Source organism: Leifsonia sp. Soil_N53, from assembly GCF_057655165.1.
Genome location: NZ_JBDGMM010000063.1, coordinates 130,244 through 144,593, shown reverse-complemented (window position 1 = coordinate 144,593; position 14,350 = coordinate 130,244). Strand labels below are relative to the sequence as shown.

Below are 14,350 nucleotides of genomic sequence, written 5' to 3'. Positions count from 1 at the left end.
GTCCGGCGCAGAAGCGGGGGCGACGAAACGACACGGGCTGTGCTCCGCCTTCCCGCTGCGTGGATGTTTCCTGGCAATGGCGGAGGGCGGGGTTGCGTTCCGTCGCCGACCGCGGGACCGTGGGCGGCTCCTGGAGGAACAACGAAAGGAGAGCATGTGCTCACCCTGACCGAGAACGCCAGCACGATCGTCAAGACCCTCACCGACCAGGCGCCACAGGACGACGCCGGGCTGCGGATCAGCAGCAGCAACCCGCAGAACACCGCGTTCGCCGCCGCTGTCACCGACGCTCCGGAGCCCGCCGACCAGGTGGTCGAGTCCGACGGGGCGCGACTCTTCCTGGAGCCGGGCGCCGCAGTCGCCCTCGATGACAAGGTGCTCGACGCCCAGGTCGACGACCAGGGCGCGGTGAGCTTCGCGATCGGCGCCCTCGCCTAGCGAGAGTCGCCCGACGACCCGAGGCCGGCGCCCGCAGCGTCCGCCTCCCCGGCCCCGGTGCCCCGTGCACCGGGGCCGAGTCGTGTGTGGGAACGGCCGCGGCCTGCACCGCCACAGGGCTTTGTCACCGGGTCAGGTCACGGGCGGGCGCTGCGGGTCACCCGCGTCGAGGAGGAACTCGACGGCGGTCGTCCACAGCGGGACGACCTTCGTGGGCGGGATCTCCTCCTCACCCGGGAAGAGGACGGCGAAATGGACCTCCGGCTCGCCCTTGACCGGGTCCGCTGTGGCGACGATCCCGAAGTAGCCGTCGCCCTCCATCACTCGCCACCGCGTGGCGGAGTCCGGCTCCGGCACGATCTGCACGCTGTGGCCGCCGTAGTCGTAGGTCGGTCCGGGCGGGAGCGCGGCGCGGGAGTCGATCGTCATACTGACGTTCTACGACCCGCGCCCGCTCCCCTCAACTCGTTCACATTTCGAACGAATCGGAGTAAGCGTCGCGAACGCCTAGGCGGTCGGGACCTCCTCGGCCGACTCGTCGGCGCCCGACTGCCCCTCAGGCCCGCTCTCCTCCTCGATCGCGGCGCCGCGGAACTGGGTCATGTACAGCTCGTAGTACGCGCCCTTCCTCGCCAGGAGCGTCGCGTGATCGCCCTGCTCGACGATGCGGCCGTGCTCCATCACCAGGATGGTGTGCGCGTCGCGGATCGTGGAGAGCCGGTGCGCGATCACGAAGGACGTGCGGTCGCTCCGCAGCGCGGCCATCGCGTGCTGCACCAGCAGCTCGGTGCGGGTGTCCACCGACGAGGTGGCCTCGTCCAGGATGAGCAGCGACGGGTTGGCTATGAAGGCGCGCGCGATCGTCAGCAGCTGGCGCTCGCCGGCGGAGACGTTGCTGCCGTCCGCCTCGATCTTCGTGTCGTAGCCGTCGGGGAGCTGGCGGACGAACCGGTCGACCATCGTCGCCTTCGCGGCCTCCACGACCTCCTCGTCCGTCGCGTCGAGCCGGCCGTAGCGGATGTTCTCGCGGATCGTGCCGGAGAACAGCCAGGCGTCCTGCAGCACCATTCCGACCTGACCGCGCAGCTCGGCACGGGACAGGTCCGTCGTGTCGATCCCGTCGAGGCGGATGGTGCCGCCGTTCAGCTCGTAGAACCGCATGATGAGGTTGACCAGCGTGGTCTTGCCCGCGCCCGTCGGACCGACGATCGCGACCGTGTGACCGGGCGCGACCGAGAGCGAGAGGTCGCGGATCAGCTCGGTCTCGGGGTCGTACGAGAAGTCCACGCCGTCGAGCTCGACGCGGCCGTCGGCCCGCTCGGGCAGGTGCTGCGTCTCGACGTCTGCCGACTGCTCCTGCGCGTCGAGGAACTCGAACGTGCGCTCCGCCGAGGCCACGCCGGACTGCAGCATGTTGGCCATGCCCGCGATCTGGCCGATCGGCTGGGAGAACTCGCGCGAGTACTGGATGAACGCGGTCGCGTCGCCGATGGTCATCTGACCCGAGGCCACACGGAGGCCGCCGACGACCGCGATGAGCACGTACGACAGGTAGGAGACGAAGTTCATCGCCGGCATGATCATGCCGGACACGAACTGGGCGCCCACCGTCGACTTCCAGAGCTTCTCGTTGCGCTGGTCGAACTCCTCGAGCATGACGGCGTCGCGTCCGAAGGCGCGCACCAGGTCGAGCCCCGAGTAGGACTCCTCGATGTGCCCGTTGAGGGCGCCCGTCGAGTTCCACTGCTGCTTGAACAGCTTCTGCGAGCGGGTGCCGATCACGCCCGCGATCACGCCGGAGAGCGGGATCGAGATGAGCGCGATGAGGGCGAGCTGCCACGAGACGATGAACATCATGATGCCGATGCCGATGACCGTCAGCACCGACTGGATGAGCTGCGAGAACGCCTGCTGCAGCGCCGTCTGGATGTTGTCGACGTCGTTGGTCACCCGCGACATCAGGTCGCCGCGCTGCCGGGTGTCGAAGTAGCTGAGCGGGAGCCGGTTCAGCTTCTTCTCGACGTCGGCGCGCAGCCGGTACACGACCCGCATCACGAGCGCGTTCAGGATGTAGCCCTGCCACCACTGCAGCAGGGAGGCGGCGATGTACATCGCCAGCACGATCGTGAGGAGGCGGCCGAGCTCGACGAAGTCGATTCCGTGCCCCGGGACCAGGCCGTTCGGGGTGATCGTTCCGACGGCGCCCTTGAAGATGACGTCGGTGGCGTTGCCGAGGATCTTCGGCGCGATCACGATGAGCGCGACCGAGACGACCACCAGCAGGGTCACGAACGTCATCGCGACCCATTCGGGCTTCAGCAGCCCGAGCAGTCGTTTGAACGACGGCCAGAAGTGCTCGGCCTTCTTGGCGGGCGCGCCGCCGAACATGTCGCCGTCGGCCTCCGACGGCTCGTAGTCGTATTCGAGCTCGAGCTCGTCGATCGCCGTCTGGACGCCGGCCTCGGTGAGGACCCCTTCCTTCTGGTCGGCAGCGGCCGCGCCGCTCGACGCGGCGGTACGGTTCTTCTTCTGGCGCGCCATCTCAGGCCACCTCCAGGCTGAGCTGGGACTCGACGATCTCGCGATACGTCTCGCTCGTCTCCAGCAACTCGTCGTGGGTTCCGCGTCCGACGACTCTGCCGTCGTCGAGCACGATGATCTGATCGGCTTCGCGGATCGTCGAGACGCGCTGCGCGACGACGATCATGGTGGCGTTGCCGGTGGACTGCGCCAGGGCGCTCCTCAGCCGGGCGTCCGTCGCGACGTCGAGCGCGGAGAACGAGTCGTCGAACAGCAGGACCCGGGGCTCCGCCACCAGCGCGCGGGCGATGCACAACCGCTGGCGCTGGCCGCCGGAGACGTTGGTGCCGCCCTGGGCGATGCGCTCCTGGAGGCCGTGCTCCTTGGCGCGGACGAAGTCCTCCGCCTGCGCGACCCGCAGAGCCTCCCACAGCTCGTCGTCCGTGGCGTCCGGACGGCCGAAGCGCAGGTTGCTCGCGACCGTCCCGGAGAAGAGGTAGGGCTTCTGCGGCACGAGCCCGAGCACGCCGGAGAGCTGCTCGCGGTTGAGGGAGTCGACGCGGACGCCACCCACGCTCACATGCCCGCTCTGGGGCGTGAACAGGTCGGCGATGACCGAGACCAGCGTGGACTTGCCGGAGCCCGTCGAGCCGACGATCGCGGTGACCCGACCGGGCTCGGCGGTGAAGCTGACGTCGTTCAGGACCGGCTTCTCCGCCCCGGGGTAGCCGAAGGTCACGCCCGCGACCTCCACCCGGCCGTCGCGGGGGACGCTCCCGGTCCCCGCGCCGGCGCCCGTCGAGGGCACCGCGCTGAGGACCTCGTCGATGCGCTCCGCGCAGACCATCGCGCGCGGGATCATCATGGCCATGAAGACGCCCATCATGACCGCGACCAGGATCTGGAGGAGGTACTGGAGGAACGCCGTGAGCGCGCCGATCTGGATGTCGCCCGCGTCGACGCGGTGACCGCCGAACCAGAGCACGGCGACCGTCGCGGCGTTCAGGATGAGCATGATCACCGGGAACATCAGCACGAACACGTTGCCGACCTTGACCGAGATGCGGGTGAGGGCCGCGTTCGCGTCGTCGTAGCGCGCTGTCTCGAACTTCTCTCGCACGAACGCCCGGATGACGCGGATGCCGACGATCTGCTCGCGGATGACGCCGTTGACGCCGTCGATGCGGTCCTGCATCTCGCGGAACATCGGGAGCAGCACCCAGACCAGGATGCCCACCACCACGAACAGCACGGCGACCGAGACCCAGATGAGCCAGGAGAGCCCGGCGTCGACCTGCACGGCGAGGATGATGCCGGCGATGCACATGATCGGTGTGGACACCATGAAGTTGAGCGTCAGCAGCACGAGCATCTGCACCTGCTGGACGTCGTTGGTGTTGCGCGTGATGAGGGTCGGCATGCCCCAGCGCGCCAGGTCGAGCGCCGGGAGCGCGTCCACCTTGCGGTAGAAGGAGCGGCGCACGTCGCGCCCGAGCGACATCGACGCGCGCGCGCCGAAGTAGGTCGCCGTGATGGCGGCGGCGACCTGCACGAAGCAGACGACGAGCATCATGCCGCCGGTCGACCAGATGAAGCCCGTGTCGCCGGTGACCACGCCCTTGTCGATGATGTCGGCGTTGAGCGTGGGCAGATAGAGGGCGGCGATGGTCGCGATGAGCTGCAGGACGACCACGGCCGCGACCGCACCCCAGTAGGGGCGGATGAACCGCAGCGCCAATCGAAGAAGAGTCACAGTGATTCCTGGTTCTGATCTGGTGGAGTTTATGCCGGGGCGCGCGCCGCCGCCGACCCCCGCCGGCACGGCACTGTGCGATGACCCCCGTACAGTGCTTACGCTAGCGCGGACCGGCGACATCCGCCTCCCTGAGGAGACGCCGTCACCCGCCGGGTATGACGCTATCCGGCGCTGCGGTCAGCATCTGACCGCATTCGAGATCTGTGGAGATCAGGCCGGCGAGTAGAGGAGGTGGAGGACACCGTTGGCGTACGCGTCGGAGTGCCGCAGCCGGAGCTTCGCCTCCGGAGTGCCCTCCGGGAACAGCCGCGCGCCCGAGCCGCGGACGACCGGATACACGAACAGGTGGAGGGCGTCGATCAGCCCGTCCGCGAGCAGCGCACGTACGAGCGAGCCGCTGCCGCTGATGTAGAGGCCGCCGCTGATGCCCGCCTTGACCTCGCGCACCCGGTCGGCGTCGTAGCCGCCGAGCGACCGCGAGTTGGCCCAGGTCGCCTCTGCACTCGCGTCGTCGAGCGTCGAGCTGACGACGAGCTTCGGTGAGTCGTTGAAGAACGAGGCGCCGGGATCGTCCTCGATGGTGCGCGCCGACCAGGCCGGGGCGAACATCTCGAACGTGCGCCGGCCGAGCAGGATGGCCTCCGACGCGTTCGTGATGCGGGCGAGGTCCTCGCCCATCTCGGGATCGAAGCCGTACTCGAACGTCCAGCTCGGGTCTTCGAAGACTCCGTCGAGGGAGACGAACTCGTGCACTGCGATGCTGCCCATGCGGCCAGCATAGGGGTCGGGCTCAGGCCGTCGCCAGCAAGCGGTCGAGGCAGTCGGTCCAGCCCGTGACATGCTCCGCGGCCACGGTCAGGCGTCCTTCCGCAACTGCAGCAGGAGCTCGGGAGCCCTGGCGTCGAGGATGCTGCCGCCGATCCGCACGCCGACGGCCACGAGCACGCCGCCCAGCGCGACGCCCACGGCGAGCGCCGCCCAGCCCCAGATCGCCTCTCCCGTCACCAGGCCGACGACGAACAGGACGATCTCGGGCAGGCAGAGCACCGCGATCACGCCCCAGGCCAGGAACGTCGGGCCGAGCAGGGAGATGTTGGCGCCGGGCCGCGAGCGGAACGGGTTGTCGCCCGGCTCCGGCACCGGGAACACCAGGCGGGCAGACGTCACCGCGCACACCGCGGACCCGGTCAGCAGGATCCCGAGCGAGAGGCCGAGCAGTCCGGGGAGGTTGTGCCAGGCGTCGCCCACGGCAGCGCCGAAGATCGCGATGAGCACGACCGCCGGCACCGCGAACGTGAGCAGCGCCGCCGACCGGCCCCAGCGGTCCGCACGTCCCGGCACGGCCTTCGCCACGTGCAGCGCGAACGCCGTCGAGTCGTACGAGACGTCGGCGATCATCCCGATGCCGAGCGAGAACGCCACGACGGGAGCCCCGATCACGGCCAGCGCCGTCGAGTGGTTGAGGGTCGAGTAGAACCAGAACAGCACCGGCATGAGCGGGACGACCAGGAGCTGCCGCAAGTACCGCGGATCGCGGAACCAGTAGGTCAGGCAGCGCGCCGCGATGGCCCCGGAGGCCGTGCCGGGCAGGATGCCGAACCAGCCCAGCTTCCCCTGCGCCCGCACCCGGGACGATGCCCGCGCCGGCGTGACCAGCGAGCGGGCGAGCCCCCAGCGCCAGACCAGCCACAGGACCACGAACGTCGCCACGGCGATCAGGAGTCGCGCCAGCGCGCCGAGCGGATCGCCCAGCGCCAGCTGCGACGGCACCGCCCAGACCGCGCCGAGCGGCGACCAGGACAGCCCGTCCGCCACCGCCGGCAGCGCGTCGGACGACGTGCGGAGGCCCCGCGTGATGCCGATGACGATCGGCCCGGCGAGGATGAGCGGGATGAGGATGAGCAGCCCGCTGGCCTCGCGGAAGCGCCGGCCGCCGGACAGCCCGCTCGACACCGACGTGATGGCGCGCGACACGACGACGCAGGTCGCGGCGCCGAGCGCGCCGGTCAGGAGGGCGACCACGGCGACGCCCGGGAGGCGGATCCAGCTCAGGGAGGTGGCCAGCGAGGCCAGCGTGGTCGCCGCGCCCGCGACCCCGACGACCGCGCTCAGCAGCATCCCGAGCATGAGCGGACGCAGCGGGATCGGGTAGATCGCGAGGCGCGCCGGGTCGAGGGTCTGCTCGATCCCGGAGAGCAGCAGCGGGAAGACCGCCCAGCCCAGGACGGCGGCCGACCCGCCGATGACCACCACCGTGCGCGTCACCTCGGTCGGCGCGAAGCCGAGCAGCACGAGGCCGCCGAGGACGATCACGACCGCGATGAGCGCGTACACGCCGCCGAAGATGACGGCGACGAGCTGCGACGTGCTGCGGCGGAACGAGTTGCGGAGGACGAGCAGGCGCAGCCTTACGAGTGTCGCAACCACTCCGGCCCCTCCCCCACGCGACGGCCGCCGACCAGCGCGACGAAGCGGTCCTCCAGCGTGGAGCCCGCGCGCACCTCGTCGACGGTGCCCGCGGCGACCACGTGGCCGTCGGTGATCACGGCGACGTGGTCGCACATCCGCTCCACCAGGTCCATGACGTGCGACGAGACGATGACCGTGCCGCCGCTGCGGACGTAGCCGTGCAGGATGTCGCGGATGTTGGCGGCGGACACCGGGTCGACGGACTCGAACGGCTCGTCCAGCACGAGCACGCGCGGGGCGTGCACCATCGCCGCGGCGAGCGCGATCTTCTTCGTCATGCCGGCGGAGTAGTCCACCACGAGCGTCCCGCCCGCCGACGCCAGGTCGAGCAGGCTCAGGAGGTCGTGGGTGCGCTCGATCGCGGTCGGGCGGTCCATGCCGCTCAGGAGTCCGGCGTACTCGACCAGCTGCTCGCCGGTGAGCCGGTCGAACAGCCGGACGCCGTCGGAGAGCAACCCGACCAGCGCCTTGCCCGCCAGCGGGTCGCGCCACATGTCGACGCCGTGGATGAGCACCTGTCCGGCGTCGGGCCGCAGCAGGCCGGTGACCATGTTGAGCGTCGTGGTCTTGCCTGCGCCGTTCGGCCCGACGAGCCCGTAGAAGCTGCCCGAGGGCACGTCGAGGTCGATCCCGTCGACCGCCGCCTTCGCCCCGAACCGCTTGTGCAGACCTCGGATCGCCACCGCGACCGCATCGTCCTGCGTCATCGAACCTCCCCTGGGCCGCGTGCCCCACGCCCCGCGCCCCACCTCACCCTACGCGTCGCGCCGTCCCGCTCGCACGGCCCCCGTGGAGGGCGCGGACGCGGCCTCGGCGCGCTCAGACGCGCTCGAACACGGCGGCGAGGCCCTGACCTCCGCCGATGCACATGGTCTCCACCGCGAGTGTGCCGTCGAGGGCGGGGAGCTCGTGGGCGAGCGTCGCGAGCATCCGGAGGCCGGTGGCGCCGATCGGATGCCCGATCGAGATGCCGCTGCCGCGCGGGTTGAGTCGCGGGTCAGCGGCGTCGATGCCCCAGTCGGCGAGGCAGGCGAGCACCTGCACGGCGAACGCCTCGTTGAGCTCGATCACGTCGATGTCGTCCCAGGCGACGCCGGCCCGCTCCAGCGCACGGTTGGCCGCGGGGACGGGCGCGACGCCGAACACCGCCGGGTCGTTGCCGGCGACGGCCCACGACCGCAACCGCAGCACGGCGGTGAGGCCGAGTGCGGCCGCGCGCTCCGGCGTCGTGACGATGGCAGCGGCGGCAGCGTCGTTCTGGCCGCTGGAGTTGCCCGCCGTGACGGTCGCCCCGGAGTCGCCGCGACCGAGGATCGGGCGCAGGCCGGCCAGCGCCTCCAGCGTGGTGTCCGCTCGCGGATGCTCGTCCCGGTCCACGACGACGTCGACCTTGCGCCCGGGAACGGTGACGGGGACGAGCTCGGCGTCGAACGCGCCGGACTGCTGCGCGGCGACCGCGCGCTGGTGCGAGCGGAGGGCGAGTTCATCCTGCGCTTCACGCGCGATGCCGTACTCACGGCGTAGCGTCTCCGCCGAACCGACGTTGCCCTCCGGAGTCGGGAAGTTCCTGCCGCCGACCGTCTCGCGGCCGCGCGCGAGCGCGTCGTGCAGCATCAGGCCGCCGGGCGGAAGGCCGCGGCGGCCCTGCTCGGTATAGAGAGGAGCGTTCGACATCGACTCGGCGCCCAGCGCGATCAGCACGTCGCTCGCGCCGGTCTGCACCTCCATCGCCGCATTGATCACCGCCTGGAGGCCGGAGCCGCAGCGTCGGTCGAGCTGATAGCCCGTCGTGGTGACCGGGAAGCCGGCGTTCAGCGCGGCGACGCGGCCGAACGCCGGAGCCTCCATCGTCGGATAGCCCTGCGAGCCGATCACGCCCTCCACCGCGGCCGGGTCGAGACCCGTGCGGTCGAGCAGCGCGCGCAGCACGGTCTCGGCGAGCGACAGCGCGGACACCGGAGCGAGCGCACCGCCCATCCGGCCGACGGGCGTGCGGAGCGGGGAGCAGACGACGACCTCGCGCAGCTCAGGCATGCGCGGTCTCCGTTCCCGCGGTCACCGAGGCCGGGATGGCCAGCGCCGCACCCGTGGCGGCGACCACCTCGTCGACGGTGACGCCGGGAGCCACCTCGCGCAGCACGAACCCGGCGCCGGTGACGTCGATGACCGCGAGATCGGTGATGATCCGGTCGACGCAGCCGCGGCCGGTCAGCGGGAGGGTGCACTGCTCGACGAGCTTGGCCGAGCCGTCCTTGGCGACGTGCTCCATGACGACGATGACCCGTTCGGCGCCGTTGACGAGATCCATCGCACCGCCCATGCCCTTGACCATCTTGCCGGGCACCGCCCAGTTCGCGATGTCGCCGCCGGCCGAGACCTGCATCGCCCCGAGCACGGCGGTGGCGATCCGGCCGCCCCGGATCATCCCGAAGCTCGCGGCCGAGTCGAAGTAGCTGGCGCCAGGGAGGACGGTGACCGTCTCCTTGCCCGCGTTGATGAGCTTCGGGTCCTGCTCGCCCTCCCACGGGTAGGGGCCGACGCCCAATATGCCGTTCTCGGAATGCAGGACGACGTGCACGTCCTGCGGCAGGTGGTTCGGGATCAGCGTGGGGAGGCCGATGCCCAGGTTGACGTAGGAGCCGTCCTCCAGCTCCAGGGCGGCGCGGGCCGCCATCTCGTCGCGCGTGCGCGGCATGTCAGTTCCCTTCCGGGGCGGTGGGTCGGGGGCGGACGGTGACCTTCTCGATCGGCAGGTCCGACGACTGCTCGGCCGTCAGCGCGATCACGCGGTCCACATAGATCCCCGGCAGGTGGATGTCGTCCGGCCCGAGCACGCCGGGCTCCACGAGCTCGTCCACCTCGGCGATGGTGATCCGGCCGGCCATGCCCGCCAGCGGGTTGAAGTTGCGGGTCGACTTCTCGAAGCGCAGGTTGCCGTGCCGGTCGCCGACCGCGGCGCGCACCAGCCCGAAGTCCGTGCGGATCGCGGTCTCCAGCACGTACTCCCGGCTGCGGCCGAAGACGTCGAACGGCCGCAGCTCCTTCGGCGCGCTCGCCTCGGCCACCGAGCCGTCGGCGGCGTACCGGATCGGCATCCCGCCGTCGGACACCGCGGTGCCTGCGCCGGTCGCCGTGTAGAACGCCGGGATGCCGACGCCCCCGGCGCGCAGCCGCTCGGCCAGCGTGCCCTGCGGGGTCAGCTCGACCTCCACCTCGCCGCCGAGGTACTGGCGGGCGAACTCCTTGTTCTCGCCGATGTAGCTGGCGATCACCCGGCGGATGCGGCCGGCGGCCAGCAGCTCGCCCAGGCCCCAGCCGTCGACGCCGCAGTTGTTCGACACGACCTCCAGTCCGCCGACGCCCCGGGCGAGCAGGGCCCGGATGGTCACGATCGGAACCCCCGAGAGTCCGAAACCGCCGACGGCGAGCGAGGCGCCTTCCGGGATGTCCGCGACCGCGGCAGCGGCCGATGTGAACGTCTTATCCATTCGTCTCCTCCATGAAGACCTCTCTCATGATCGCGAGCGCGCCGTTGGCGGCGGGGAGGCCCGCGTACAGCGCGGTGTGCTGGATGACCTCCGCGATCTGGGTGCGGGTCAGGCCGTTGCGCAGCGCGGCGCGCACGTGCATGCGCAGTTCGTTCTCGTGGCCGCCGGTGACCAGGCTGGCGAGGGTCGCGATCGAGCGCTCCGGCCGGGTCAGCTGCGGCCGCGCCCAGACCTCGCCCCAGGCATAGCGGGTGATGAAGTCCTGGAAGTCTGCGGTCTCCGGGGTGATGGCGGCCGTGGCGCGGTCGACGTGCGCGTCGCCCAGCACCGCCCGGCGCACGGCCATGCCGCGCTCGAAGGCCGAACCCTGGTCGGCGCCTCCCCCCGCGAGCAGCGCCGAGAGCAGGGCCGCGGTCTCGGCCGGATCCTCCAGCGGGACGAGGTGGCCGGCGTGCGCCAGCTCCACGAACCGTGCGTCGGGGAGGGCGGCAGCGTCCGTCGCCATCAGCGCCGACGTGGTCACCTGGTCGTGCGCACCGGCCACGAGCAGTGATGGCACCTGCACGCCGGCGAGCGCGTCGCGGCGGTCGAATCCGGCGAGCGCCTCGCAGGACAGCGCATAGGACTCGTCATCGACGTCGAGCAGAGTGCGGAGGGCGTGGCCGCCGGGGCCGTCGGGATGCGCGTCGAGGTAACCCGGCGCAAACCAGCGCTGGGCACTCCCGGCCACCACCGAGGCGGTCCCCGACGCGCGGACCTGGGCAGCGCGGTCCGCCCAGCCGTCCGGTGTGCCGATGCGTGCGCCCGAGCAGAACAGGGCGAGGCTGCGGACCCGCTCCGGAGCCGCGATGGCCCCCTCCAGCGCGACCGCTCCGCCGAGCGAATCGCCCGCGAGGTCGAACGCCCCGCCCCCGACCTCGTCCACAAGCGCCAGCACCGCGGCGGCCAGCTCGGTCACCGTGAACGGCTCGCGCGTGGCCGGCGACGCGCCGTGGCCGGGGAGGTCGACGCGCAGGATCCGCGGCGCGTCCGGTGAGGCGGACAGCCGCGCGACCACGCCGTCCCACAGCTCGGTCGTCGTGCCGAGGGAGGGCAGCAGCACCAGGAGGCGCGGGGCGGCGGCCGACGGAGAGGCCGCGGTCATCGAGCCGCGCAGTCGCGGGATGGTCATGAGTCCGCCTCTCGGTCGGGTTCGGCATAGGCCTGATAGCGCGCGACCGCGGCGTCCACGACCGTGCCGGCGGAGGCCAGGGCAGCGGCGTCGGCATCCACGGCGAAGGCCCCGCCCTCCTCGACCACGACGAAGTCGGACACCGCGTGCGCCAGCACCTCGCCGCTCTCGACCGCGATGCGCAGCAGTCCTCGCCAGGCCTGCCATTCCGCGTGCCACTCGCCCGCCGGCCGCGCGTCCGAGCTGAGCGCGGCGGTGTGCACCGTGGTGAGTAGGCCGGGAGCACGGAGGCCGCCGGCGGCGAGCAGGACGGCGTCGACCGGGTTCTGCTTGTGCGGCATCGCGGACGAGCCTCCCCCGGTCGCGGGGACGAGGACACCGTCGCGGGCCGCGAGCCCGAGGTCGCGGCCGATCCGGCCGACCACCGCAGCCACGCGCGCCGCCGCGTCCGCGATCGCCAGCACCGGTCCGCGATCGGTGTGCCAGGAGCGCCCCGGATCGTCGAGCCCGAGCCGGCCGGCGACACCGGCGCGCAGGGCCTGGGGGGCGTCAGCGCGGGCGGCGAGACGCGCGAACGCTGCTCCGGTCCCCACGGCGCCGCCGAGCTGGACCGGGAAGTCGAGGCGGTCGATGACCTCCAGGGCCGACACCACCGCATCGAGCCACGACGCGAGAGCCGCCCCGAGCGTCGTCGGCTCCGCCCGTTGGGTCAGGGTGCGGGCGAGCAGGGGCGTCGCGCGCGACCGGAGGGCGCGGTCCGCCAGCTCGGCGGCCGCGGCAGACAGGGCGTCGCGCGCACGCGCGAGCGAATCCCGGGACACCAGCACCAGCGCCGAGTCCACGATGTCCTGACTGGTCGCGCCCCGGTGCACGCGGCCCGCCCGGTCGCCCGCCTGCTCGCGCAACTGCTCGACGAGCGCGATGACGGGCACCCCGGCCTCGCGTGCGCCCGCGACCAGCCGGGCACGGTCGATCGTCGCGGCGTCGAAGGCGAGCGGCTCGTACCGGGGCAGTGCCGCCGTGCCGTCCAGCTCGTCCCAGGCGGCGGCCAGCGCCTCCTCGACCGCGATCATGGCGGCGAGCACCCGATCGTCGCCGGCCGGAGCATCCGGTGCACCGGCGGGTTCGAGGAGACCCCAGTCGAAGGGTTCAGCCACGCCCGTCCCCCATGAAGTCGAGGAAGACGGTCTCGCCCTCGCCCTGGAGGCGGATGTCGAACCGGTAGCTGTCCTCGCCGTCCGGCACCGCCAGCAGCGTGGCGCGCCGGCCCTCCGGCACCGTGGCGAGGAACGGGTCGCCGTCCTCCAGGTAGGCGCGCGTGAAGAGGTGGTGCAGCAGACCGCGCGCGAACACGGTCACCAGGAGGTAGGGGGCGCGGCCCGGCGCGGTCGCCCCGGGCCGGACCGTCGTGAACGAGTAGTGGCCGGCCCTGTCGACCGCAGCGCGCCCGAACCCGGTTACCGTGTGACCGTCGCGCTGGAGGCTGCCCTGCCGGGCGATCGGAGCCCCGTCGGCGTCGGCGCCCCAGACCTCTAGGATCGCGTCAGGGACCGGCTGGCCGTCGCCGTCGAACACGGTGCCGTGCAGGCGGATCGCGCCGGCCCGCCACGGCGGGGCGACCTCCGGGCCGCCCTCGTACGGCAGCGCGTAGCCGAAGAACGGGCCGACCGTCTGCGACGGGGTCTGCGGGAACGGGTTCGTCAGCTCAGGCATGGTCGCCCTCCTCCGGCTCCATCCAGGTGGCCTTGGCGCCGGTCAGCACGATGTCCCACCGGTAGCCGAGCGCCCACTCCGGCTCGCTCACGTCGTGATCGTACGCGGCGATCAGCCGCTGGCGCGCGGCCGGATCGGCGATCGACTGGTAGATCGGGTCGAGCGCGAACAGCGGGTCGCTCGGGAAGTACATCTGCGTGATGAGCCGCTGCGTGAACTGCGACCCGAACAGCGAGAAGTGGATGTGCGCCGGCCGCCAGGCGTTCCGGTGATTCCGCCACGGGTACGGGCCCGGCTTGATGGTCACGAAGCGGTACGACCCGTCGTCGCCGGTGATCGCGCGCCCCACGCCGGTGAAGTTGGGGTCCAGCGGTGCGGGATGCTGATCCCGCTTGTGCACGTAACGGCCCGACGAGTTCGCCTGCCAGACCTCGATGAGCTGGTTGCGCACTGGCCTGCCGTCGCCGTCGAGCACGCGGCCGGTCACGATGATGCGCTCGCCGAGCGGCTCGCCGCTGTGCTGGATCGTCAGGTCGCTCTCCTCCGCCGCGACGTCGGAGTGGCCGAACGCGGGCGAGACGAGCTCGATCTCCTCCGGGTCGGCGCGCACCAGCTCGTGGGTGGGATGCCGCAGCAGCGAGCTGCGATAGGGGCCGAAGTCGCGCAGCGGGTGCGCGGGCAGCGGCCCGGCGGCCGCGGCTGCTGCGTGCGCGGCCGTGATCTCGGCGCTGATCTGGTTCTGCGTCGGCTCGGCGCCGACATCGGGCCGGTCGTGATCGGTGCTCATGTCGTACC

14 protein-coding genes are annotated in these 14,350 nt (G+C 71.8%); 1 reads left to right on the top strand and 13 read right to left on the bottom strand.

Annotation, left to right across the window (positions count from 1 at the left end):
• Positions 1–156: 156 nt before the first annotated feature.
• Positions 157–438, top strand: a complete 282-nt coding sequence (locus AC3A3H_RS12820) for a Fe-S cluster assembly protein HesB (RefSeq protein ID WP_487614933.1) — start codon at positions 157–159, stop codon at positions 436–438.
• Positions 439–570: 132 nt separating this feature from the next.
• On the opposite strand, the gene AC3A3H_RS12815 is transcribed toward AC3A3H_RS12820, so the two are convergent.
• The 13 genes from AC3A3H_RS12815 to pcaH form a co-directional block, all read right to left on the bottom strand.
• Positions 571–867: a hypothetical protein gene (locus AC3A3H_RS12815; protein ID WP_487614932.1), complete on the bottom strand. Its 297-nt coding sequence runs from the start codon at positions 865–867 to the stop codon at positions 571–573.
• A gap of 78 nt (positions 868–945) precedes the next feature.
• Positions 946–2,979, bottom strand: a complete 2,034-nt coding sequence (locus AC3A3H_RS12810; RefSeq protein ID WP_487614931.1) for an ABC transporter ATP-binding protein — start codon at positions 2,977–2,979, stop codon at positions 946–948.
• Position 2,980: 1 nt separating this feature from the next.
• Positions 2,981–4,711 (bottom strand): ABC transporter ATP-binding protein, encoded by a 1,731-nt coding sequence (locus AC3A3H_RS12805; RefSeq protein WP_487614930.1) that lies wholly within the window; start codon positions 4,709–4,711, stop codon positions 2,981–2,983.
• A gap of 213 nt (positions 4,712–4,924) precedes the next feature.
• A complete protein-coding gene (locus tag AC3A3H_RS12800) occupies positions 4,925–5,482 on the bottom strand; it encodes a dihydrofolate reductase family protein (protein WP_487614929.1) in 558 nt (185 codons plus the stop codon).
• A gap of 87 nt (positions 5,483–5,569) precedes the next feature.
• Positions 5,570–7,141 carry a transporter gene (locus AC3A3H_RS12795; RefSeq protein ID WP_487614928.1) on the bottom strand — a complete coding sequence of 524 codons (1,572 nt, stop codon included), beginning with the start codon at positions 7,139–7,141 and terminating at the stop codon, positions 5,570–5,572.
• Positions 7,123–7,890, bottom strand: coding sequence for an ABC transporter ATP-binding protein (locus AC3A3H_RS12790; RefSeq protein WP_487614927.1), 768 nt, complete (start codon positions 7,888–7,890; stop codon positions 7,123–7,125). Before AC3A3H_RS12790 ends, AC3A3H_RS12795 begins: the two co-directional genes overlap by 19 nt.
• Before the next feature lie 112 nt (positions 7,891–8,002).
• A complete protein-coding gene (locus AC3A3H_RS12785) occupies positions 8,003–9,217 on the bottom strand; it encodes an acetyl-CoA C-acetyltransferase (RefSeq protein ID WP_487614926.1) in 1,215 nt (404 codons plus the stop codon).
• Complete coding sequence (locus AC3A3H_RS12780) at positions 9,210–9,878, bottom strand: CoA transferase subunit B (protein WP_487614925.1); 669 nt, start codon at positions 9,876–9,878, stop codon at positions 9,210–9,212. Before AC3A3H_RS12780 ends, AC3A3H_RS12785 begins: the two co-directional genes overlap by 8 nt.
• Before the next feature lies 1 nt (position 9,879).
• A complete protein-coding gene (locus AC3A3H_RS12775) occupies positions 9,880–10,671 on the bottom strand; it encodes a CoA transferase subunit A (RefSeq protein ID WP_487614924.1) in 792 nt (263 codons plus the stop codon).
• Positions 10,664–11,842, bottom strand: a complete 1,179-nt coding sequence (gene pcaDC / locus AC3A3H_RS12770) for a bifunctional 3-oxoadipate enol-lactonase/4-carboxymuconolactone decarboxylase PcaDC (protein ID WP_487614923.1) — start codon at positions 11,840–11,842, stop codon at positions 10,664–10,666. The genes AC3A3H_RS12775 and pcaDC overlap by 8 nt, the downstream gene beginning before the upstream one ends.
• Positions 11,839–12,999 carry a lyase family protein gene (locus AC3A3H_RS12765; RefSeq protein ID WP_487614922.1) on the bottom strand — a complete coding sequence of 387 codons (1,161 nt, stop codon included), beginning with the start codon at positions 12,997–12,999 and terminating at the stop codon, positions 11,839–11,841. Before AC3A3H_RS12765 ends, pcaDC begins: the two co-directional genes overlap by 4 nt.
• Positions 12,992–13,555: a protocatechuate 3,4-dioxygenase subunit alpha gene (gene pcaG / locus AC3A3H_RS12760; protein WP_487614921.1), complete on the bottom strand. Its 564-nt coding sequence runs from the start codon at positions 13,553–13,555 to the stop codon at positions 12,992–12,994. The genes AC3A3H_RS12765 and pcaG overlap by 8 nt, the downstream gene beginning before the upstream one ends.
• The gene (gene pcaH / locus AC3A3H_RS12755) at positions 13,548–14,342 is read right to left on the bottom strand and encodes a protocatechuate 3,4-dioxygenase subunit beta (protein WP_487614920.1); all 795 of its coding nucleotides are present in this window, start codon (positions 14,340–14,342) and stop codon (positions 13,548–13,550) included. The genes pcaG and pcaH overlap by 8 nt, the downstream gene beginning before the upstream one ends.
• Positions 14,343–14,350 lie beyond the last annotated feature (8 nt).

Excerpts from the sequence above, each read along its gene's own strand:
- AC3A3H_RS12815 (WP_487614932.1), bottom strand. The coding sequence starts at position 867 with ATGACGATCGACTCCCGCGCCGCGCTCCCGCCCGGACCGACCTACGAC.
- AC3A3H_RS12810 (WP_487614931.1), bottom strand. The coding sequence starts at position 2,979 with ATGGCGCGCCAGAAGAAGAACCGTACCGCCGCGTCGAGCGGCGCGGCC.
- AC3A3H_RS12800 (WP_487614929.1), bottom strand. The coding sequence starts at position 5,482 with ATGGGCAGCATCGCAGTGCACGAGTTCGTCTCCCTCGACGGAGTCTTC.
- AC3A3H_RS12790 (WP_487614927.1), bottom strand. The coding sequence starts at position 7,890 with ATGACGCAGGACGATGCGGTCGCGGTGGCGATCCGAGGTCTGCACAAG.
- AC3A3H_RS12785 (WP_487614926.1), bottom strand. The coding sequence starts at position 9,217 with ATGCCTGAGCTGCGCGAGGTCGTCGTCTGCTCCCCGCTCCGCACGCCC.
- AC3A3H_RS12780 (WP_487614925.1), bottom strand. The coding sequence starts at position 9,878 with ATGCCGCGCACGCGCGACGAGATGGCGGCCCGCGCCGCCCTGGAGCTG.
- AC3A3H_RS12775 (WP_487614924.1), bottom strand. The coding sequence starts at position 10,671 with ATGGATAAGACGTTCACATCGGCCGCTGCCGCGGTCGCGGACATCCCG.
- pcaDC (WP_487614923.1), bottom strand. The coding sequence starts at position 11,842 with ATGACCATCCCGCGACTGCGCGGCTCGATGACCGCGGCCTCTCCGTCG.
- pcaG (WP_487614921.1), bottom strand. The coding sequence starts at position 13,555 with ATGCCTGAGCTGACGAACCCGTTCCCGCAGACCCCGTCGCAGACGGTC.
- pcaH (WP_487614920.1), bottom strand. The coding sequence starts at position 14,342 with ATGAGCACCGATCACGACCGGCCCGATGTCGGCGCCGAGCCGACGCAG.